Annotated in this window: 18 protein-coding genes; 4 read left to right on the forward strand and 14 right to left on the reverse strand. The window is 63.8% G+C overall.

The genetic code is table 11. The annotated features are described in order from the left end of the window. From carB to TX78_RS00495, 14 genes are all read right to left on the reverse strand, one after another. A partial coding sequence (gene carB / locus TX78_RS00430) for a carbamoyl-phosphate synthase large subunit (protein WP_407635370.1) occupies window positions 1-2,680 on the reverse strand: 2,680 nt, incomplete at its 3' end. Further along, on the reverse strand, window positions 2,673-3,947 hold the full coding sequence (gene carA / locus TX78_RS00435; protein ID WP_081652525.1) for a glutamine-hydrolyzing carbamoyl-phosphate synthase small subunit: 1,275 nt from the start codon (window positions 3,945-3,947) through the stop codon (window positions 2,673-2,675). The genes carB and carA, both read right to left, overlap by 8 nt. Then, entirely contained in the window at window positions 3,947-4,534 is a 588-nt protein-coding gene (locus tag TX78_RS00440) for a PH-like domain-containing protein (protein WP_049897247.1), read from the reverse strand. Before TX78_RS00440 ends, carA begins: the two co-directional genes overlap by 1 nt. Beyond that, the gene (locus TX78_RS00445; protein WP_044492724.1) at window positions 4,531-5,901 is read right to left on the reverse strand and encodes a dihydroorotase; all 1,371 of its coding nucleotides are present in this window, start codon (window positions 5,899-5,901) and stop codon (window positions 4,531-4,533) included. The genes TX78_RS00440 and TX78_RS00445 overlap by 4 nt, the downstream gene beginning before the upstream one ends. Further along, window positions 5,898-6,881 (reverse strand): aspartate carbamoyltransferase catalytic subunit, encoded by a 984-nt coding sequence (locus TX78_RS00450; protein WP_044492726.1) that lies wholly within the window; start codon window positions 6,879-6,881, stop codon window positions 5,898-5,900. Before TX78_RS00450 ends, TX78_RS00445 begins: the two co-directional genes overlap by 4 nt. Then, the gene (gene pyrR, locus TX78_RS00455) at window positions 6,878-7,465 is read right to left on the reverse strand and encodes a bifunctional pyr operon transcriptional regulator/uracil phosphoribosyltransferase PyrR (protein WP_044492727.1); all 588 of its coding nucleotides are present in this window, start codon (window positions 7,463-7,465) and stop codon (window positions 6,878-6,880) included. Before pyrR ends, TX78_RS00450 begins: the two co-directional genes overlap by 4 nt. Window positions 7,466-7,684: 219 nt before the next feature. Continuing rightward, a complete protein-coding gene (gene nusB, locus TX78_RS00460) occupies window positions 7,685-8,116 on the reverse strand; it encodes a transcription antitermination factor NusB (protein ID WP_044492728.1) in 432 nt (143 codons plus the stop codon). 4 nt (window positions 8,117-8,120) lie between these two features. Continuing rightward, on the reverse strand, window positions 8,121-8,684 hold the full coding sequence (gene efp, locus TX78_RS00465) for an elongation factor P (protein WP_044492729.1): 564 nt from the start codon (window positions 8,682-8,684) through the stop codon (window positions 8,121-8,123). Between the two features lie 62 nt (window positions 8,685-8,746). Continuing rightward, the gene (aroB, locus tag TX78_RS00470; RefSeq protein ID WP_044492731.1) at window positions 8,747-9,922 is read right to left on the reverse strand and encodes a 3-dehydroquinate synthase; all 1,176 of its coding nucleotides are present in this window, start codon (window positions 9,920-9,922) and stop codon (window positions 8,747-8,749) included. Continuing rightward, entirely contained in the window at window positions 9,919-10,566 is a 648-nt protein-coding gene (locus TX78_RS00475; RefSeq protein ID WP_049897248.1) for a shikimate kinase, read from the reverse strand. The genes aroB and TX78_RS00475 overlap by 4 nt, the downstream gene beginning before the upstream one ends. A gap of 6 nt (window positions 10,567-10,572) precedes the next feature. After that, window positions 10,573-11,817, reverse strand: coding sequence for a chorismate synthase (gene aroC / locus TX78_RS00480; protein ID WP_044493426.1), 1,245 nt, complete (start codon window positions 11,815-11,817; stop codon window positions 10,573-10,575). Window positions 11,818-11,827: 10 nt separating this feature from the next. Further along, window positions 11,828-12,781, reverse strand: a complete 954-nt coding sequence (locus TX78_RS00485) for a shikimate dehydrogenase family protein (RefSeq protein WP_044492732.1) — start codon at window positions 12,779-12,781, stop codon at window positions 11,828-11,830. After that, the gene (locus TX78_RS12370; protein ID WP_049897249.1) at window positions 12,778-14,757 is read right to left on the reverse strand and encodes an endolytic transglycosylase MltG; all 1,980 of its coding nucleotides are present in this window, start codon (window positions 14,755-14,757) and stop codon (window positions 12,778-12,780) included. The genes TX78_RS00485 and TX78_RS12370 overlap by 4 nt, the downstream gene beginning before the upstream one ends. Before the next feature lie 95 nt (window positions 14,758-14,852). After that, window positions 14,853-16,136, reverse strand: coding sequence for a DUF349 domain-containing protein (locus TX78_RS00495; protein ID WP_049897250.1), 1,284 nt, complete (start codon window positions 16,134-16,136; stop codon window positions 14,853-14,855). 110 nt (window positions 16,137-16,246) lie between these two features. Here TX78_RS00495 and hisS point away from each other — a divergent pair, with 110 nt between their 5' ends. From hisS to TX78_RS00515, 4 genes are all read left to right on the forward strand, one after another. Further along, on the forward strand, window positions 16,247-17,593 hold the full coding sequence (gene hisS / locus TX78_RS00500; protein ID WP_044492733.1) for a histidine--tRNA ligase: 1,347 nt from the start codon (window positions 16,247-16,249) through the stop codon (window positions 17,591-17,593). 116 nt (window positions 17,594-17,709) lie between these two features. Further along, the gene (gene aspS / locus TX78_RS00505; protein WP_044492735.1) at window positions 17,710-19,479 is read left to right on the forward strand and encodes an aspartate--tRNA ligase; all 1,770 of its coding nucleotides are present in this window, start codon (window positions 17,710-17,712) and stop codon (window positions 19,477-19,479) included. Between the two features lie 270 nt (window positions 19,480-19,749). Beyond that, window positions 19,750-20,280: a VanZ family protein gene (locus tag TX78_RS13615; protein WP_324603306.1), complete on the forward strand. Its 531-nt coding sequence runs from the start codon at window positions 19,750-19,752 to the stop codon at window positions 20,278-20,280. Between the two features lie 212 nt (window positions 20,281-20,492). Beyond that, the gene (locus tag TX78_RS00515; protein ID WP_044492737.1) at window positions 20,493-21,899 is read left to right on the forward strand and encodes a replication-associated recombination protein A; all 1,407 of its coding nucleotides are present in this window, start codon (window positions 20,493-20,495) and stop codon (window positions 21,897-21,899) included. Window positions 21,900-22,063 lie beyond the last annotated feature (164 nt).

Genomic DNA, 22,063 nt, shown 5'->3' on the forward strand with positions numbered 1-22,063 from the left:
ATCCGTCTCCGGTGGCTGGCAGCAGTCCGGCCTGGGCGTGGCCGGAGCCTGCTCGAAGCTCAGCGATGCTGACGCCGGTGCCGATCAGCGCGGCGGCCTTGGCCAGCTGGACGCCGGTGGCCTTGGAGACGAACGGCACGGTGCGCGAGGCCCGGGGATTCGCCTCAATGACGTACAGCACATCGGAGGCTACCGCGAACTGGATATTGATCAGCCCGCGCACCCCTACACCGGAGGCGATGGCTGCGGTGGCCTCACGGACCCGGGCCAGCACATCCGGGCCTAGGGTGATGGGCGGCAGCACACAGGCGGAGTCGCCGGAGTGGATACCGGCTTCCTCGATGTGTTCCATGATGCCGCCGAGGTAGAGATCTTCGCCGTCGTAGAGGGCATCGACGTCGACTTCGATGGCGTCTTCCAGGAACCGGTCCACCAACACCGGATGTTCGGGAGTGACCTCTGTGGCGTTTTTGATATAACGAGCCAGGCCGGCCTCGTCATAGACGATCTCCATGCCGCGTCCGCCCAGCACGTAGCTGGGGCGCACCAGCACCGGGTAGCCGATGGAATCAGCCACTCGTTTAGCGTCCTCGAAGCTGACTGCTGTGCCGTTCTTCGGCGCAATCAGTCCCCCAGCTTTCAGCACCTGATCAAAGGCTCCGCGGTGTTCAGCAAGGTCAATGGCTTCCGGGCTGGTACCCAGGATCGGCACTCCGGCATCAGCGAGCTGCTGGGCCAGCTTCAGCGGGGTCTGCCCGCCCAACTGCACGAAGACACCGGCCACTCCCCCGGTGCGCTCCTCGGCGGCGATGACCTCCAGAACGTCTTCCAGCGTCAGCGGCTCGAAGTAGAGCCGAGTGGAGACGTCATAGTCAGTGGAGACGGTTTCCGGGTTGCAGTTGACCATGACGGTCTCGTATCCGGCCTCACGCAGCGCCATGGTGGCGTGCACGCAGGAGTAGTCGAATTCGATTCCCTGTCCGATCCGGTTCGGGCCCGATCCCAGAATGATCACCGAGGGCTTTTCGTGCTCGGCGATCTCATCTTCGAGGTCATAGCTGGAGTAGTGGTACGGGGTGAAGGCGGGGAACTCCGCCGCACACGTGTCCACGGTCTTGTACACCGGACGGATGCCCAGTGCATGGCGTAAGCCCCGCACCACTGCCGGATCCATGGAGCGCAGCTGGCCGATCTGCACATCGGAGAAACCGTGCCGCTTGGCAGTGCGCAAGGTGGCGACGTCGAGTTCTTTGGCCTGCGTCACCTCCTGGGCGGTCTCATTGATCAGCTGCAGCTGGTCCAGGAACCACGGGTCGATGGCGGTGATCTGGTGGATTTCCTCCAGGCTGACGCCGGCCAGCAATGCGCGCTGGACCTGGTAGAGCCGGTCGGTTGTGGCTGTGGCCATACCCTGTTTGAGCTGCTCCAGCTCGTCTTCGGTCACCGCTGCGAAGCTGAATTCGCTGCCGCGCTGTTCCAGGGAGCGCAGAGCCTTCTGCAGCGCCTCGGTGAAGTTGCGGCCGATCGCCATCGCCTCGCCCACCGATTTCATGGTGGTGGTCAGTGTGGGGTCAGCTGCCGGGAACTTCTCGAAGGCGAAACGCGGGACCTTCACCACCACGTAGTCCAGGGTGGGCTCGAAGCTGGCCGGGGTCTTCTGGGTGATGTCATTGGGGATCTCATCCAGGGTGTAGCCGACCGCCAGCTTGGTGGCGATCTTGGCGATCGCGAAGCCGGTGGCTTTGGAGGCCAGCGCCGAGGAGCGGGAAACCCGGGGGTTCATCTCGATGACGACCACGCGCCCGGTGGCCGGATCCACAGCGAACTGGATATTGCAGCCACCAGTGTCCACGCCGACTTCACGGATCACGTTGATCGCGATATCGCGCAGCTTCTGGTACTCGCGGTCGGTCAGGGTCATAGCCGGAGCCACGGTGATCGAGTCACCGGTGTGCACGCCCACCGGGTCGAAGTTCTCAATGGAGCAGACGACGACGACGTTGTCATTGGCATCGCGCATCATCTCCAGCTCATACTCCTTCCAACCGAGGATGGACTCCTCCAGGAGCACCTCCGTGGTGGGCGAGTACTGCAGGCCGGCACCGGCGATCCGGCGCAGGTCATCCTCGTTGTAGGCCATGCCGGAGCCCAGGCCGCCCATGGTGAAGGAGGGACGGACCACCATCGGGTAGCCAAGCTCCTCTGCAGCGGCGAAAGCCTCCTCCATGGAGTGGACGATGACGGAGCGGGCGGACTCGCCGCCGGAGCGCTCCACCACGCCCTTGAACTTCTGCCGGTCCTCTCCCAGCTCGATGGCGGCAATATTGGCACCGATGAGCTCGACGTCGTACTTTTCGAGAACTCCGGACTTATCCAGTGCGATAGCCGTGTTCAGCGCAGTCTGCCCGCCAAGGGTGGGAAGCAGTGCGTCGGGGCGTTCCTTTTCGATGATCTTGGCGACCACCTCGGGGCTGATCGGCTCCACATAGGTGGCGTCTGCGAACTCCGGGTCCGTCATGATGGTGGCGGGATTGGAGTTGACCAGGATGACCCGGATGCCCTCCTCTTTGAGCACGCGCAGTGCCTGGGTGCCGGAGTAGTCGAACTCTGCGGCCTGGCCGATGACGATCGGGCCGGAGCCGATCACCATCACGGAGTTGAGATCGGTGCGTTTAGGCATTCTGGTCGTGTCCTCCTGTAGCGGGGGCGAGTGAGTCTGCTGAAGGGCGCCGGTCGGCCGGCGGAAGGGTGTCGGCGCCGGTGGCGGTCTGACCGTCACGCTGGGCCTGGATGAGTTCTACAAAACGGTCGAAGAGGTATGCCGAGTCATGGGGACCAGCGGCAGCTTCGGGGTGGTACTGGACGCTGAAGGCAGGGATGTCCAGGCAGCGCAGACCCTCTACCACGCCGTCGTTGAGGCTGGAGTGGCTGACCTGCACACGACCGAACTGGCTCTGCGGTGCGGTCACCACCTCACCGATGGGGGCATCGACGGCAAAGCCGTGATTCTGGCTGGTGATCTCCACCTTGCCAGTGGCGTGATCGATGACCGGCTGATTGATGCCGCGGTGGCCGAAGGGCAGCTTATACGTGCCGAAGCCCAGGGCACGCCCGAGGATTTGGTTGCCGAAGCAGATGCCGAAGAAGGGCTTCTTCGCCTCCAGCACCTCGCGCAGCAGTCCGATCTGGGTGCTGGCGGTAGCCGGGTCGCCCGGGCCGTTGGAGAGGAAAACGCCGTCGGGGTTGAGCTCTTCGATCTGCGCGTACGTGGTAGTCGCTGGCAGCACATGAACGCGCAGACCTCGTTCGGCCATGCGCACCGGGGTCATCGTCTTGATCCCCAGATCAATGGCGGCCACGGTGGCGATAGGCTCCGCAGTCCAGCCGTGATCAGCCGGTTCGATGACGTAGGCCTCGGTGGCGGTGACTTCCTCGGCCAGCCGGGCGCCGAGCATATCGGGCTGGTTGACGACCTCATCCAGCAGTTCCGGGCGCGGGCGGTTGGCGGCCTCGCCGGAGAAGATGCCCGCTTTCATCGCGCCCTTATCGCGCAGCCGGCGGGTGATGGCCCGGGTGTCCAGGTCCTTGATGCCTACAATCCCCTGCGCGGCGAGCTCGTCATCGAGGCTCCGGGCTGAGCGCCAGTTGGAGGGTCGCCGGGCGGCATCGCGCACCACGTAGCCGGCAACCCAGATCTTGCGGGACTCCGGGTCCTCATCATTGATGCCGGTATTGCCGATATGCGGAGCGGTCTGCACCACAATCTGCCGGGCGTAGGACGGATCAGTCAGCGTCTCCTGGTAACCGGTCATGGCGGTGGAGAACACGGCCTCGCCCAGGGTGATGCCTACTGCGCCATAGCTGGTGCCCTCGTAGATGCTGCCGTCTTCCAGGACCAGCAGGGCACCGGTGGTGGCGGCCCCGGTGCGGGGGGCTTCATTGGTCATCATGCGGTGGTCTCTCCTTCGACAGTGCTAATCCCGGTGGCCTGCAGAGCCTGCAGCAGTGCCCGTCCTTCTTCGGCGCGGCGCGGTCTGAATCCTGTTTCCACGGCGGTCTCACCCAGGGTCCAGCCCAGCAGAATGACTCCGTCGCGTTCGACGAACTTGCCCACCATGCCGCTACCGGTGCGCGCGGTGGTCAGATCCGCCGCAGGGATGAAGACGTTGCCGGCTCCGGCGCGGAAGATCGCCATCCCAGGGGTTGTCGCCTCGGCATGCAGTTCGATGCGGCCGTGAGTCCGCAGTCCCAGCTGGTGGACTGCGACCCGGTCGAGGTAATCCCCGGCTTTCACGGTACCGATGATCATGCCCTCGGCGGCCGCTTCCGGTTCGGCTTCCAGCAGCGCGGCCGGAATCTCGGCCGGTGCAGGAATCTGCTGCTGGCGGCGCTTGCGGTTGCGCCAGCCCAGCCAGATCAGCGCGCAGAAGACGACGACGACGGCTAAGGAGATCCACAGATAGTTCAGGTAAGTGCCTGTCATATCCGGGCGGGTGGTGGCCTCAGCGATACCCGTGATGAGGGTGCCGTTCATGGGCGGCTGTCTCCTGTTCTGCCGGGTAGTCCAGCCTGGGAAGAAATCGGGGTGGCCAGGGCGCCGTCGAGCACCACGGGGTGTCCGGACAAGAACGTGGCGCGCACTTGTCCTGGCAGCTGGAGACCGCGGAAGGGAGAGTTGCGTCCCTTGCTGGCATGGGCATCAGGGCGGACTTCTCGCACCGCCGTCGGATCCACCAGAATCAGGTTGGCGGGCTCACCGGCGGCGATCGGACGGCCCTGGTGGGCATGACCATAAATCTGCGCTGGGCGCTGCGAGGTCACTTCGGCAAAGCGCCGCCAGCCGATCAGGCCGGTGTCCACCATGGCGTGCTGGACCACAGAGAGCGCAGTCTCCAGGCCGGTCATTCCCATGGCCGCCTGCACCCATTCGCATTCTTTGTCCTGGGTGGGGTGCGGAGCATGGTCGGTGCCGATGACATCAATAGTGCCGTCAGCCAGACCCGCGCGCAGCGCCTCGACGTCTTTCTGGGTACGCAGCGGCGGATTGACCTTGTACACCGGGTCATAGCTGCGCACCAGCTCGTCGGTGAGCAGCAGGTGGTGCGGTGTCACCTCGGCGGTGACGCTGATGCCGCGTTCCTTGGCCCAGCGGATGATCTCCACGCTTCCAGCGGTGGAGACATGGCAGATATGCAGGCGGGCCCCCACATGCTGGGCCAACAGCACATCGCGGGCGATGATCGCCTCCTCTGCCACAGCGGGCCAGCCGGGCAGGCCCAGCACTGCGGAGACTTCGCCTTCGTTCATCTGCGCGGCATTGGCGGTGCCCCATGCCGTGAGGCTGGGATCCTGGGCGTGCTGGGCGACGAAACCGTCGATGGACTTCACATACTCCAGGGCGCGGCGCATCAGCTGCGGGTCTGCCACGCAGTGACCGTCATCGGAGAACATCCGGACTTGGGCGGAGGATTCAGCCATGGCGCCCAGTTCAGCCAGTTTCTCGCCTTTGAGGCCAACGGTAACCGCTCCTACCGGGTAGACCTCGCTCCAGCCGGCCTGCAGACCCAGTCGGTGCACCTGCTCGACGACGCCGGCGGTATCTGCCACCGGCGAAGAGTTGGCCATGGCGTGGACTGCAGTGAAACCGCCCAGGGCAGCCGCCCGGGTGCCGGTCTCCACGGTCTCAGCGTCCTCGCGCCCGGGTTCGCGCAGGTGGGTATGCAGATCCACCATTCCGGGCAGGACGATGAGGCCCTCGCCGTCGAGCGTGGTCAGATCAGTCTGCTCGGCACTGCGCTGCACCGCCTCTGCCCCCACGGCGAGAATCATCCCGTCGCGGAGCAGCAGGTCAGTGGCGTCCTCGCCGTAGGGCTGAGCACCGGTGATCAGGTAGGAGGTCATGCTTTAGCTCCAGTCAGCAGTAGGTGCAGGACCGCCATGCGTACGGATACTCCGTGGGAGACCTGCTCGGTGATACGAGAGAGCGCCGAATCAGCGGCGGCGGCGGAGATCTCCACCCCGCGGTTCATCGGACCAGGGTGCAGGATGAGCACCTGGGAGTCGGTGTTGCCCAGCCGCAGCTGCTCAACGACGGCGAGACGCTCATCGGTCAGCCCCCAGCGGCGGGTGTATTCAGCACTGTTGGGGAAATACGCCCCGCCCATGCGCTCGGCCTGAATGCGCAGCATCATGACCGCATCCGGTGCTGCGGCCAGCGCCTCATCCAGGCTGTAGTAGACGGTCACCGGCCAGGAGTCGATACCCACTGGCAGCAGAGTGGCGGGAGCGACAAGGCTCACCTGTGCGCCGAGAGTGTTCAGCAGCCAGATATTGGACCGGGCTACTCGGGAATGCAGGATGTCCCCCACGATGAGCACCTTCATGCCGGTCAGGTCTGCACCCCGGGGGTTGCTGCCGTGAGCTGCACTCCAGCCACGTCGCAGGGTGAGGGCGTCCAGAAGTGCCTGAGTGGGGTGTTCGTGGGTGCCGTCGCCGGCGTTGACCACCGCTGCTTCGGTCCAGTCTGAGGCGGCAAGCTGCGCAGCGGCACCGGAGGCACTGTGCCGGATAACGATGGCATCGGCCCCCATGGCGCCCAGGGTCTGCACCGTGTCCTTCAGCGACTCGCCTTTGGAGACTGATGACCCCTTGGCCGAGAAGTTGACCACATCGGCCGAGAGCCGCTTGGCTGCCGCTTCAAAGGAGACCCGGGTGCGGGTGGAATCCTCATAGAAGAGATTGACCACAGTGCGTCCCCGCAGCGTCGGGAGTTTCTTGACCTCACGCTGGGAGACGGCGTCCATCTCTTCGGCGGTGTCGAGAATGGCCAGCGCGTCTGCGTAGCTGAGGTCTGCGGTGGAGAGCAGGTGTTTGAGGCTCATGCGGTGCCTCCGGCGGGGCCGCGGGTGATGATCACAGACTCATCCTCGGGGGGTACCTCGTCGATTCCGTGCAGCCGTACGGAGACTCGTTCATCGCGCGAGGTGGGGATGTTCTTGCCCACATGGTCGGCCCGAATGGGCAGCTGACGGTGACCACGGTCCACCAGCACCGCCAACCGGACTGCTTCGGGGCGGCCGATGCCGGAGAGCGCATCCAGGGCTGCCCGCACGGTGCGCCCGGAGTAGAGCACGTCATCGACTAGAACCACCGTGGCGCCGTCGACCCCGCGGGCGGGAACTTCAGTGGGCTCAGGAGTGCGAGCAGAGTGAGCGCGCAGGTCATCCCGATACATGGTGATGTCCAGGGCGCCCAGCGCAGCGGCGGGATCAAAAGCGGAATCAATGCGCGCCAGCTTCTCGCCCAGGCGCTTGGCCAGGGGTACTCCACGGCGCGGGATTCCAAGAATGACGAGGTCCTCGACACCGCGATGGGTCTCGACGATCTCATGGGCAATGCGGGTCAGAGCGCGCTCAATATCTGCAGCACTCATCACCTGTGAGGTCTCAGGTGTGGTATTCACCATATCGACTCCTTCCTCGCCTCACGGGACGATCCTTAAAGGAGCTGTATTGTCCTGTTCACTCTACCGCACACCGCCAGGCCCGATAACGGCTGTGACGGTGGCTCAATCGCCGTAGAACGCAGAAACTGCCGGAACTCCAGCGTCACGGGGCTGGAGTTCCGGCAGTTTCTTGAGATTTATGTCAGAGGCCCTCGCGGTGCCCCGAAGGTCGACAGAGCGCTATGCCTCGTCATCCTCTGTCACCTCGGTCAGTGTTGGCTTTAGCTTCTGGATCCGACCCAGCACTCCGTTGACGAAACGTGGGGACTCCTCTGTGGAGAGCTCGCGGGTCAACGCCACTGCTTCGGCCACGGCCACGCCGTCGGGGATATCCGGGTTATGCAGGATCTCCCAGGCGCCGATGCGCAGTGCCTGCAGGTCCACGCGAGGCATCCGCTCAATGGTCCAGCCGCGGGCGTAGGTGCTCAGCAGTTCGTCGATGGTCTCGCGATGCTCGACAACACCGTTGACGAGGACCGGTACGTATTCGTTAAGCACCTGGTCGGTGGTGCGGGCGCGTGAGGCCAGGACCTCGGCGGGGCTGAGCTCGCGCTGCTCTGCCTCGAAGAGAATCTCCAGTGCCCGGCGCCGGGCTTTGCTGCGTGCTGCCAAGGGATTACTCGGAGACCCGGCCGAGGTAATCGGAGGTGCGGGTATCGACCTTCACCTTGGTGCCCTGGTCCACGAAGAGCGGAACCTGGATCTCGTGGCCGGTCTCCAGAGTGGCCGGCTTGGTGCCTGCGTTGGAGCGGTCGCCCTGCAGGCCCGGCTCGGTGTAGGTGATCTCCAGGATGACTGAGGGAGGCATATCCAGGTACAGCGGGGTGCCTTCGTGCATGGCAATGGTCACCTGCTGGGACTCCAGCATGAAGTTGGCAGCATTGCCGACGACGGCGGCCGGGACGGTGATCTGGTCGTAGTCGCGCAGATCCATGAAGACGAAGTCATCGCCGTCCTGGTAGAGGTACTGGTAGTCAGAGCGGTCCACCACAGCGAACTCCACTTTGGCACCAGCGTTGAAGGTCTTATCGACCACCTTGCCGGAGAGCACGTTCTTCAGCTTGGTGCGCACGAAGGCTCCGCCCTTGCCGGGCTTCACATGCTGGAACTCCAGAGTGTTCCAGAGCTGGCCCTCGAGCTTGAGGACAGAGCCGTTCTTGATGTCATTTGAAGTTGCCACGGGGAGGTCTTACCTTTACGTCGAAAGTGGTGAACCGGATACCAGCGCTCTATCCTACAGGGTTACATCGAGATGGTCGGGCTGGCTGGCTCCCCGATCTCCTGATAGGCGGCGAAGAGGATCGATGCGTCCGGGATCTCCACGGTGGCCGGCTGTCCCTGACCGTTGAGCAGAACGAAGCGCAGGGTGTCCCCACGGTTCTTCTTATCTCGTCGGATGCCTTCCAGCAGCTGGTTCCACCGGTCATCACGGTAGGTGATCGGCAGCCCCAGGGAGGTGAGGATATTGCGGTGCCGGTCCACCAGATCGTCATCAATGCGCCCGAGGCTGCGGGCCAGTTCTGCAGCGAAGACCATACCTACGGAGATCGCGGCACCGTGGCGCCACTGATAGCGCTCGGCCAGCTCAATGGCGTGACCCAGCGTGTGACCGTAGTTGATGTGCTCGCGAACACCGGACTCGTAGGCATCCTTGCTGACCACATCAACCTTGACCTGGATGGCACGGATGATGAGTTCGCGCAGCTGCTCAGAATGCGGGTTCTGCGCCTGCTCCGGGGAAGACTCGATAATCTCCAGAATGCGCTCATCGGCGATGAAACCGCATTTGACCACCTCGGCCAGGCCGGCCACCAGCTCATTGCGCGGCAGCGAGATCAGCGTATCCAGATCCGCAAGAACCCCGGCAGGTTGGTGGAAGGTTCCCACCAGGTTCTTGCCCTCGGCGGTGTTGATTCCGGTCTTCCCGCCCACTGCTGCATCCACCATGCCCAGCAGGGTGGTGGGCATATGGACTACGCGCACACCGCGCAGCCAGGTGGAGGCCACAAAACCGGCCAGATCCGAGACAGCGCCGCCGCCCACTGAGACAACAGCATCGCTGCGGGTGAAGTCATTCTGCCCCAGAACCTGCCAGCAGAAAGCTGCCACCTGGATGTGCTTGCCTTCTTCGGCGTCGGGGATTTCAGCCACCATCGCCTGATAGCCGGCCTTCTCCAGGTCCTCGCGCACCACATCTCCGGTGGCCCGCAACGCACGCGGATGGATGACGAGCACTCGCTCGGCCTGGTGACCGATCAGCTGCGGCAGGCGAGCCAGCAGACCGTTACCGATCACGACGTCGTAACCCAGCTCCTGCCCACCGGTACCTGCTCCCTCCCCCACGGTGATGACGGTCGGTTCAGTCTGGGTGGTCTCCTGCTGTGGGAAAGTCTCGGTGGTGTCGGGAAAATCTGTCATGAGCGCTCGCTCTGCTCCTTATGTATGGACGAAGCTTCAGGGGTGTTTGCATCGGTAGATAACGCAGCTGGCGCCGATGAGGCGCTGTGCAGGGCTTCGACGATGGTACCGACTCGCGCGTCAATAGTCGCCTCTTCGGCGCTGATCACCACGTTTGCGCATTGACGGTAGAGCGGCTCGCGTTCGGCGTAGATACGTGTCCAGATGCCCACTGGGTCTCCAGCGAGCATAGGGCGGGTACTGGCATCACCGATCCGTGCGGCCGCTTGATCAGCGGTGATGTCGAGCATGACGGTGAAATGTCGTTTCAGGAGTTCGCGGGTACGCGGGCTCAGAATAGACCCGCCGCCCAGGCTGATGACCGAAGGCCGCGGTGCATCCAGCAGCTCCGCCACGATCTTCTCCTCTTCCGCCCGGAAGGCCTGCTGGCCGTAGGCGGCGAAGTACTCCGGGATCGGTCCGTTGCGGGCTACGAAGAAGTGATCGGTGTCCACATGCGGGCGTTCCAACCGGCGAGCAAGGGCTGCCCCCACTGTGGATTTCCCGGATCCCATGGGGCCGATCAGCACAATATTGCGGTGCTCACCACCCCGGATGTCAGTGCCGCGCGGTTCATTCCCACGCGGTTCAAGTCCGCTGGGCATAGCCGCTCATCCCATGGCAGCCGGAGGCTGGAGCGGATCGCCGTCACTTCCGGCCGACGACGGGTCCCCGCCCAGCACCGGCAGGTTCTCCAGGTAGGTGGACAGGTTCCGCTGCAGCTCAGCGAGACTGTCGCCGCCGAATTTCTCGATCACGGCCTCGGCGATCACCAAAGCCACCATGGCCTCAGCCACCACACCGGCAGCGGGCACTGCGCAGACATCGCTGCGCTGATGGTGGGCCGTGGTCGGCTCGCCTGTGGCGGTATCCACGGTTCGCAGGGCGCGCGGGACGGTGGCGATCGGTTTCATCGCCGCGCGTACCCGCACAGTGCCGCCGATGCTCATCCCGCCCTCAATGCCGCCGGCCCTGTTGGTGCTTCGGATCACCTGACCCGCGGCGTCGCGCTCAATCTCATCGTGAGCCTGCGAGCCGCGGCGGGCGGCAGTGCGGAAACCATCGCCGACTTCAACGCCTTTGATGGCCTGGATGCCCATGAGCGCGCCAGCCAGGCGTGCATCCAGGCGACGGTCCCAATGCACGTAGCTGCCCAGCCCCGGAGGCAGGCCCTCAACCACCACTTCAACAACTCCGCCGAGGGTCTCCCCTGCCTTGTGTGCAGCGTCCACCTCAGCGACCATCGCTTGTGAGGTCTCCGGGTGGAAGCAGCGCAACGGGTCAGCGTCCAGGGCATCAACATCAGCTGCACTGGGCAGTGCCGCAGCCTCGGGGACACCTACTGTGCCCACGGCGGTGGTGTGGGATACGGTGCTGATGCCCAGCCCCGCCAGCAGTTTCTGCGCCGCAGCACCCAGGGCTACCCGGGTGGCGGTCTCTCGCGCGGAGGCCCGCTCCAAGACCGGACGTGCTTCGCTGAAACCGTACTTCTGCATCCCGGTGTAATCGGCGTGCCCGGGACGGGGTCGAGTCAGCGGGGCGTTGCGTGCAAGCCCTTCAAGTTCGGTGGGATCCACAGGGTCTGCGGACATCACCTTGTCCCATTTGGGCCATTCGGTGTTGGCCACTTCAATGGCGATCGGTCCACCCATGGTGAGCCCGTGGCGCACACCGCCGAGAATCTGCACCTGGTCCTGTTCGAACTTCATGCGAGCACCACGACCGTAGCCCAGCCGCCGCCGGGCAAGGCGTTCCTGGATATCCTCAGTGGTCAGCTCCACCCCGGCGGGGAGGCCCTCGATGATGCCCACGAGGGATTTGCCGTGTGATTCTCCGGAAGTCAGCCAGCGCAACATGGATTCCATCCTAGTTGAGCGCAGCACCGCCACCGAGCGCGGCCCGCATGTTGTCCACCATCTGAGCGTGTGAACTCTCGCTCAGCAGCCCAGCCGGATGCACTGTGTCCGCAGTGAAGAGCTCCACCTGGTGCACCGCCTGATGCAGCAGCATCGCGAGGCCGCTGACGACGACGCCGCCGGAACGCTGCCAGCCAGTGGCCAGCACCGAAGGCCAGGGATCATAAGCCACGTCCAGCAGCGCCGTGCCAGCTGGCAGGGTGGGAAGATCAGCTCCGAGCTGGTCGGCGGCACGCGGCGGCAAGGTGCTGACCAATGCCTGCGGTACCAATCCCTTGCTCAAGTCTTGATGGAACAGCTCCCGGGGGCGCAGCAGCAAGACCAGGCCAAGAGCGTCAGCGACTGGCTCCAAGGAAGCCGCCCGCTCGGGAGAGCGGGCATACACTACCGCGGAACCGAAGCCCATTTCCGCTGCGGCTGCCAATGCTGCAGCAGCAGTGCCGCCGGCTCCTACGAGGCCGAAGATCCGCTCCGTAGCTGGCGGTGTTGGATTCGGCTCGTCCGCGCCGGCAGAGACCTCGGCGAAAGCCTTGATGATCCCATCAACATCAGTGTTGTCTCCGTGCAGGCGCCTCGCGCCATCCTCGCCGGTGCGATGCACCACGGTGTTCAGCACGCCGAGGGTTCGAACGCGGTCCGAGACTGTAGTCATGTGTCCTACCATGGCCGCTTTCAGCGGCATCGTCACAGACCAGCCGAGCCAGTCCGGCCCTGTACCAGCTTCCTGGAGAAACTCTCCCAGGGTGGACTCATCCACCTGGACTCGGGTGTAGTCAACGTCCAATCCCAGGTGCCGGTAAGCGGCGTCGTGCAACTGCGGGGACCTCGAGTGGCTGATGGGTGAGCCGAGAACTGCAGCCCGCAGCTTTCCCGCAGCGGCCGGCACCGCGGTAGCGCCGCTCATTCGGAGAATTCTTCCTCGGCTGACTCGACGTCGGCCGGAGAGCAAACCCCGGGGTGATCATCGCACCAGTCAAGGAACTGCTGCTCGTAGACGCGGTGCTGCTCGTAGGTCTCACTGAACTGGGTTTGCCCTGTCTCCAGGTCCACCGTCACCCAGTAGTTGTAGTCATTCTCCTGTGGCTGCGCCGCGGCTTCTAGAGTCGCTCGCAGCGGAGCGCCCACAGGTCCTGGCGGCAACCCCGGCTGCGTGCGGCTGTTCCACGGGCTGTCCTCATCCAGTTGGGTCGCTCCGTGAATATCGTGCTCACCGAGGCCGTAGTTGTTGGTCGCGTCAATATAGAGGTAGCCGTCCGTCTCCGGGTTATCAGGCTCGAGCCGGTTCTGAATCGCACCTGCCATCACTGGGTAGGAGTCCGGGTCGTTATGGTTCGCCTCAGCAGTAATGAGGGACGCGACGATGACCGTCTCGAATTGCTCCTCGGGATCGGTGATGCCCAGATCCTCCAGACGCCGGAGGGTGATCCCGGTGAGTTCCTGCAGGATCTCTTCGGCGGTCATCTCATCCTCAATGGGGAACTCGTGCTCGCCCGGAGGTAGGTAGCCTTCAAGACTCTCGGCACGCTCCGGCAGGCCAAAGGCAGTGGGGTCGGCTGCCGCAGCCTCTAGGTCCTGCACGCTGAGTGGAGTCTGCTCGGCGATATGAGCGAACGTTTCATCGATCCACCAGTTGGGCTCGATGTAGATGGTGTAGACCGGCTCGCCACCGCCGAAGAGGATATCCACCGCTTCAGCGGCCGGCATCTGCTCGTGCAGTGGGTATGCGTCCGGGTGAATCTCGGGCTCACCCTCCATCTCGGCAAGTGCAGTGTTGAAGGCGTCCGCGCTAGCGATGATCTCTTCATCCACCAACCGATTCCGCACGGACTCGAATCCTTCGCCCTCGTTGATGACGAAGGTGATGGCGTCACCGCTAACGGCCTCGTAATCCTGTGGTCCACCGCGTCCCAGCAGGGAGTTGATAATGACAACCACGCCGATGACCATCACGGCGAAGCCCGCCAGTGCGAAGGTCAGTGTGATGTTTCGACGACGCCGCTTGGCCCGGCGCTGCTTCAGCACCCTGAGGCTCACTCGGCCATCCATCGGGGTCACAGTCTGGTAGCCACGGCCGAAGCCGGAAGCCCCCACGAGGACAGAGTGCCCATCCTCGTCACGTTCGATTTCTCCCTCATAGTCCTCGTCCCATTCGCTGTAGTCACCGAAAGGATCGAAGGCGTCCTGCTCATGGTGCTCGCTGTAGTATTCCGCACCCTCATCATGCTCAAACTCTGTGTCTGATGGCTCGGGCGAGATGGGGCTGCCTGCTACGACCTGTTCAAAAGGGGTAGAAGGACTGTTGGAGACACGTGGCGCAGGTGAGTCTGAGGGAATAGACGCGGGAGTGGGGACTGTGCCTTCAGACGCGGTCGAATTCTGCTGCGAAGTCTGGTGCTGAGTGCGTCGGGAGAGGAATGAAGGCTTGCTCTTTGCTGAGGCCTTAGGGCTGTCCTGATCGTCAGGAGGTGTTGGCGCTGCGCGGCGGGAAACTGCCGGCATACCGGGCGTCTCGGCTGCGGTGCCCTGGGCTGCACTGCTCTGGGCTGCACTGCTCTGTGCTGCATTGCCCTGTGCTGGGCTGTTTTGAGCTGGGCCGTTGCGGCTGGTCCTGCGGGGGTCCGGCTCTTGCCCGCGGGTCTGCCTGGAGCCCGAAGCCGCCGGTCCTGGTGAGCGATCCTGGGCTGCATTGTCCAGATGTGCCGCTTTGCGCTGTGCTTCTTGGTCGAACAACGGCGGAGAATCGGCGGCCGTCGAGGCGCTACTCAGTCGGCGGACCGCGGATTCACGTTCGCGCGCGGCGGCGAGCTCGCGCTCGCGGGCCTCGCGAATCTCGCGGCGACGACGCCGAGAACCCGCCTCGGGGGTCTGTTCATCGCTCACGCAGATTCCTCACAGGACATATCGATGGCATGTGCAGGTGCGGATGAGCGCAGGGGCCATCCACAGCTTTCGCCAGTGTAATGCATTCGTTATCTTCAGGAGGCCTTCAGCATCTCCAGCCAGCTCTGCCGAGCCGCCAGAGCGTCTTCTGCTTCCTTCTGCGCGGTGGCGTCACCTGCGGCACGTGCCTGCTCAAGATCCTGTTGCAGCTGGGCGATAGTCTCCTCCAGCTGAGTGACCATATCGTTCTGGCGCTCATTCTTCACCGGATCAGCCCGCTTCCACTGGGCACCCTCCGCCTCCCGGAAGGCGTCCTGAATCTCAGTGATAGCCCGTTCCATGCGCTTGACATCGTTGCGCGGCACGCGCCCTGCAGCATCCCATTCATCGAGCAGCTTGAAGTACTGCTCCTTGATGGCCTGGGGCTTGGTGAACGGCATCAGATCGCGCAGTTTTTGAAGAATCTCTTCCTTCGCCGCAAGGTTCTTGGCGTATTCGGCGTCGATCTGCTTATTGGCTTCATCACGCGCGTTGAAGAACACATCCTGGGCGGCGCGGAAACGTGTCCACTGCGCGTCCTCAGTCTTCCGGGGTCCGCGCCCGAGCGCCTTCCAACTGTCCATCAGCCGGTGGTAGGCCTTGGTGGTAGCACCGTAGTCGGTGGAGTTCTGCAGGGACTCGGCTTCGGCGATCAGTGCTTCTTTCGCCTTCTTGATCTCGGCTGCTTCCTTATCGCGGCGCACGAAGAAGGCCTTGCGGTGGCGCTCGAAGGTGCTGCGCGCCTCTCGGAATCGCTTCCACAGCGGGTCTTCCTGTGATTTGCTCAGCCGGGGCGGGGTGCGCTGCTCGGTCTTCCAGGTCTGGAAGAGTTCCTCCATACGTGCTTGTGCACTCTTCCAGTGCTGGCTCTCCGGGTCGGCAGCGGCGAGCTTTTCAGCCTCAGCCACAATGTTCTCCCGCACCTGAAGCTTCGCAGCCACGGCCTCGTCGTTCTGCTTCTTCTCGAGTCCGGCGATCTCGTCAATGCCAGCGCTGATCTCGCCCAGCAGGGTTTTCAGACCGTTGACGTCACCAAGCCAGGTGCCGCCGTCGAGTTCCTTCTCCAAAGATTTGAGACTGCCGCGCAGCGCGGAGGACGAGTCCGCCTGGGTGGCGACCCGGGCGCCCAGCAGCAGGGCCCGGTTGTAGAGCTCATCGAACTTCCGGGTGAAGTACTGCAGGGCCTCATCTTCGCCACCGCCGGTGGAGAACTGACCGATATAGGTCTCCTCCCCCTCGGCGGGCGTGAGGTAGACATGTCCTTCGGCATCCACTCGGGCCAGCTGGCGGGCTTCTTCCAGAGAGGTCTGGTGATAGGTGGGCTTCACTGCAGGGCTCATGGCACCAGGGTACCGCTTCACAGCCACCGGCTATGATGGTCAGGTTTGGGCTGCGCACATTGTCGCCCCGAACCCGCCGATCCAATCCCCACCACAGGAGTCCTGCACTTATGGCACGTTCAGCCTCGCTCTCCGGCTATCTTGAGCTTCTTCCCGAGGAGCGTCTTGTGGAGCTGCATGTGCTGGATACGCTGCGCCAGGTCTTCGAATCCCATGGTTTCGCCTCCATCGAGTCCCGGGCCGTCGAGACCATGGAGACCCTGCTGGGCAAGGGCGAAGTTGATAAAGAGGTGTACGCAGTCTCGCGCATTCACGCCGACGACGCCGCCAAAGAGTCGAAGCTGGCCCTGCACTTTGACCTGACCGTTCCCTTTGCCCGGTACGTGGTGGAGAACGCCGGATACTTGGCTTTCCCCTTCCGGCGCTACCAGATCCAGAAGGTCTGGCGCGGGGAACGACCGCAGGCCGGACGCTTTCGCGAGTTCACCCAAGCCGATGTGGACATCGTCGGCGACGGCGCCCTGCCCTTCCGCGCCGATGTGGAGTTGGCCGTCGTGATCGCCCGGGCACTGGAGGCACTGAAGATCGGTGACTTCCAGCTGCGGATCAATAACCGAAAACTCTCCCAGGGCTTCTACACCGCACTGGGACTCCAGGATGCGCCAGCAGTGCTGCGCATAGTGGACAAGCTGGAGAAGATCGGTGCTGACCGGGTGAAGCAGGAGCTTGCTGAGACCCTGGGTGCAACGGCTGAACAGTCAGCGGCGGCGCTGGCCCTGGCGCAGATCCGCACTGAGGATGTCAGCTTCGCGGACAAAGTCCGAGCTCTTGTACCCGCTGAGGCGCCAACTGAGCTTATGGAAGAGGGGCTTGCTGAGCTCACAGAGGTGATCTCGGCTCTGAACGAGCGTGTTCCGGGGCGCGCGGTGGCCGATCTGTCCATTGCCCGCGGTCTGGACTACTACACGGGCACCGTCTATGAGACGGTGCTCTTCGGTCATGAAAGCCTGGGCTCCATCTGCTCTGGCGGACGCTATGAGTCCCTGGCAGCTAAGGGCAAGAAGACCTACCCCGGCGTCGGGCTTTCTATTGGCGTGACCCGTCTGGTGTCGGCCCTGATCGGTTCTGGAGCATTGAGCGCTTCACGGTCTGTGCCTGCGGCTGTCTATGTCACTCTGCGCAGCGACGCCGACTGGAGTGCCGCTGAAGACGTGGCTGACCAGCTGCGGGCCCGGGGGATCAGTGCCGAAGTTGCCTTCAGCGCCGAGAAGTTCGGCAAGCAGATCAAATACGCCGACCGGCGCGGCATTCCCTTTGTTTGGTTCACCGACGACGAGGGCCGCCATCAGGTCAAGGACATCCGCACCGGGGAGCAGGTCAATGCCGATCCGGCGGCCTGGACTCCAGCCCCGGAGGATCTGGCACCTAGAATCATCGGTAACACTGACGCCGCCTGAACAGCTTCACCACTAGAGTTTGTCCCGCGAGCGGCGAACCCCGCCACGCTCTCGGCCGTTTGCAGCGGCCGCGGCCTTCACACCTGAAGAACATCACCAAAGTCTGAGAGGACACCGTGCTCCGCACACACACCACCGGCGAGATCAACGCCGAACTCATTGGCCAGACCGTCACCGTGACCGGCTGGGTAGCACGCCGTCGTGATCACGGAGGCGTGGCGTTCTTGGATCTGCGCGATGCCGCCGGTGTTGCCCAGGTGGTAGTGCGTGAGGAAGAGGATTTTGATCCACTGCGCAACGAGTTCGTGCTGAAAATCACCGGAACCGTGGAGCGCCGACCGGAGGGCAACGAGAACCCCAATCTGCCCTCCGGCGAGGTGGAGATCATCGCAGATGAGGTCGTCGTCCTCAATACTGCCGCCCCGCTGCCCTTCCAGATCGACACCCACGTTGAGGTGGGCGAGGAAGCCCGGCTGAAGCACCGCTATCTCGACCTGCGCCGTGAAGGTCCCGCTGCTGCGATGCGCCTGCGTTCCGAAGCCAACCGGATTGCACGCGAGGTGCTGCACGCCGAGGGTTTCACCGAAGTAGAGACCCCTACTCTGACCCGCTCGACCCCGGAGGGCGCCCGCGATTTCCTGGTGCCCGCACGGCTGGCGCCGGGATCCTGGTATGCCCTTCCGCAGTCCCCGCAGCTGTTCAAGCAGCTGCTGCAGGTCGGCGGAATTGAGAAGTACTACCAGATTGCCCGCTGCTACCGTGATGAGGACTTCCGCGCGGATCGTCAGCCCGAGTTCACCCAGCTGGACATTGAGGCCAGCTTCGTCGAGCAGGAAGACATCATCGCCCTGGCGGAGAAGATCGTCTCCAAGCTGTGGCAGCAGATCGGCGTGGAGATCACCACCCCGATCCCGCACATCACCTACCGCGAGGCTATGGCCAAGTACGGCTCGGATAAGCCGGATCTGCGCTTCGGCCTGGAGCTCACTGAGCTCACCGAGTATTTCAAGGACACCCCCTTCCGCGTTTTCAAGGCACCCTATGTGGGCGCCGTCGTCATGCCCGGCGGAGCTTCCCAGCCACGCCGCACACTGGACGCCTGGCAGGAGTGGGCCAAGCAGCGTGGCGCCAAAGGTCTGGCTTATGTCCTCATTCAGGAGGACGGCGAACTAGGCGGCCCCGTAGCCAAGAACCTTTCCGAGGCTGAACGAGAGGGTCTGGCCGAGGCAGTGGGGGCCAAGCCCGGTGACTGCGTCTTCTTCGCCGCCGGTGAGACCACCCCCTCCCGTGCTCTGCTCGGCGCGGCCCGCAACGAGATCGCCTCCCGGGTGGGTCTCATCGAGGAGGGCTCCTGGTCCTTCGTATGGGTGGTGGATGCCCCGATGTTCGAACCCGCCGCCGACGCCCAGGCAGCCGGCGACGTCGCCGTCGGCTCCGGCGCCTGGACTGCGGTTCATCACGCGTTCACCGCGCCGAAGCCGGAGTTCGAGGAGACCTTCGACAGCGAACCCGGTGAGGCTCTTGCCTACGCCTACGACCTGGTGTGCAATGGCAACGAGATCGGTGGCGGCTCCATCCGTATCCATCGTCAGGATATGCAGGAGCGGGTCTTCAAGGTCATGGGTATCGCCGAGGAGGAGGCCCGCGAGAAGTTCGGCTTCCTGCTCGATGCCATGAAGTTCGGTGCTCCCCCGCATGGCGGCATCGCCTTCGGTTGGGACCGCGTGGTTGCTCTGCTGGCCGGTGAGGATTCCATCCGCGAAGTCATCGCCTTCCCCAAGACAGGCGGCGGCTATGACCCGCTGACCGCCGCGCCGGCGCCTATTACAGAGCAGCAGCGCAAGGAAGCCGGCGTGGACGCCAAGCCGGAGGAGAAGCAGGCGTAACCGAGGGGGCTGGGCAGTACACCCACTAGAGGAGGAATAGACCAGCGCTGCTCGATCAGGCGCTCTCGGCGCTCTTCGCGGTCCTGGCTGGCACCATCCTGGCGCCGGTTCTGTTCGTCCCCTTCGTCTTCATCAACTACCGTCGGCACGGCAGCCTCAGTCCAGCCCGGATCCTGCTGCGGGTGGCGTTCCTGGTCTACGCCATGGCGCTGTGGACCTATACGCTGCTGCCGCTGCCGGACTCGGAAGAAGGCGCTGTGGGGGCGGGACATCATCACAACGACGGCGGTGGGATTCGGTCTCACGCTGTTGATCGAAACGACCCAGCTGACCGGGGTCTGGAGGATCTACCGGAGCTCCTACTGGCTCTTCGACGTTGACAATCTGCTGGCCAATACTGCAGGTGCGCTGCTGGGAGCGGTGCTAGCGGGGCTGCTGAGCGCTCTGCGTCGCCGGATCTACCCGGACCGGCCCCAGAGCGTCAGCCCACGCATCATCGTGGCGCGGCGCCTGACTGGCATGGTCTGCGATGGACTGGCCATGCTCCTACCGGGCACGGCAATGGCAGTGGCAGTGGCCAGCAATGCATGGCAACTCTATGTGTTGAGCAGGGACGCGGCTGAACTGGACCAAAATCTGACACAGCAGCTCGGGCTATGGGCCCCCCTCGTCGTCATCGCTATTCTGACGGTGACGACAGGCAGGACGGTGGGAGATCACGCAGTGCGGCTGCATTTCAGCGGAACCTGGACCGGTTCTGGGCGCCGCTGCTATACGCGCTGCGGTTACTGGCCGGCATAGGAGGATTCCAGCTGCCGGGGCTGCTCTCGCCTGCGGCTCTGCTGTTCGTGGTCCTCAGCGTGGTGGCCGCGTTCTTTACCCGAGACCGTAGAGGTCTCCCCGCGCTGCTCTCGGCCACTACGCTGAAGGATGACGCGGCGCAAGGTTCTTCAGAGCACGCCGTTCCGTAGGTTCAGCCAGCGCTGTCAGTGCTCTGGACTACCCTTGAGTGTATGACTGCTGACCTCTTCTCTGCTGATCACGAGGATGATGATCAGCCCAGTGGCACTGCGTCTGACGGGGCAGGGTCATCCGGACGCCGTCATACCCCACTAGCGGTAAGAATGCGGCCGCGCAGCCTCGATGAGGTAGTCGGTCAGCAGCACCTGATCAAACCTGGTTCGCCCCTGCGGGTGCTGGCCGAAGGCACCTCCAGCCGGGCTGGTGCTTCATCGGTGATCCTATATGGCCCTCCCGGGACCGGTAAGACCACACTGGCTCATGTGATCGCGCGCGGAGGAACACGGAAGTTCGTGGAGCTCTCCGCCATCCGGGCTGGCGTCAAGGACGTCCGCCAGGTGATGGATCAGGCTCTGACAGACCGAGACCTGCGCGGTATCACCACAGTGCTGTTTCTCGACGAGATCCATCGATTCAACAAAGCCCAGCAGGACGCGTTGCTGCCCGGCGTCGAGAACGGCTGGGTGATTCTGGTGGCCGCGACCACAGAGAATCCGTCGTTCTCCGTCGTGGCCCCGTTGCTCTCCAGATCCTTGCTGCTGACGCTGCAGCCGCTGACTGAAGAGGATCTGGCCTCGTTAATCGACCGGGCCATGGCCGATCCACGCGGACTCAATGATGAGTTCGAGCTCGACGACGACGCCAGGGACCACATTCTGCGAGTCTCAGGTGGAGATGCCCGGCGAGTACTGACCACTTTGGAGGCCGCTGCCGCGGTGGCAGCAGGACGTGCTGTAGACGCGGAAGACCTCGAGACTCGAGTCATCACTATCACCGCGGCAGATGCCGAGCAAGCCGCCGACTTCGCCGTGCAACGCTACGACAAAGACGGTGATCAGCACTACGACATCGTCTCAGCGTTCATCAAGTCGCTGCGCGGTTCAGATGTGGATGCCGCTTTGCACTACCTGGCCCGGATGATCGTGGCCGGTGAGGACCCGCGTTTCATCGCCCGACGTTTGGTGATTGCCGCCAGCGAAGAGGTCGCGATGGCGGACCCCACAGCTCTGCAGACTGCCGTCGCGGCGGCACAGGCCGTTCAGCTGATTGGAATGCCCGAGGGGCGCATCATTCTGGCCCAGGCCACGGTGCATATTGCCACAGCTCCGAAATCCAATGCCTCGTATCAGGCACTAGATGCTGCCATAGCTGATGTCCGGGCAGGTAAGGGCGCGCCAGTACCGTCGCACCTGCGCGACGCTCACTATTCAGGTGCCCACCGACTGGGTCACGGCAAAGGCTATATCTACGCTCATGATGAGCCGCACCATGTGGCCACCCAGCAGTACGCCCCTGATGATCTTCAAGGGGTCAACTACTACTCCCCCTCACAGAACGGACAGGAGCGCGCCGTGGCCGAGCGGCTGGCGAAGCTGCGGCAGATCATCCGCGGCCGCTGAGCCACTATCGACAGACAGGCATTACCCCCCCCTCAAGACGGCAACGGCCGCTCACCTAGTCAGGTGAGCGGCCGTTCTCGTATAGCGGCGGGGTTTCCCCGCCCGCGGGACCAACTTCAGGTGTGAAGCCCACGCTCGCCATCGTGGGCGAGAGCGTGGCGGGG

This window comes from Nesterenkonia massiliensis (assembly GCF_000455245.1).
Classification (GTDB): domain Bacteria; phylum Actinomycetota; class Actinomycetes; order Actinomycetales; family Micrococcaceae; genus Nesterenkonia; species Nesterenkonia rhizosphaerae.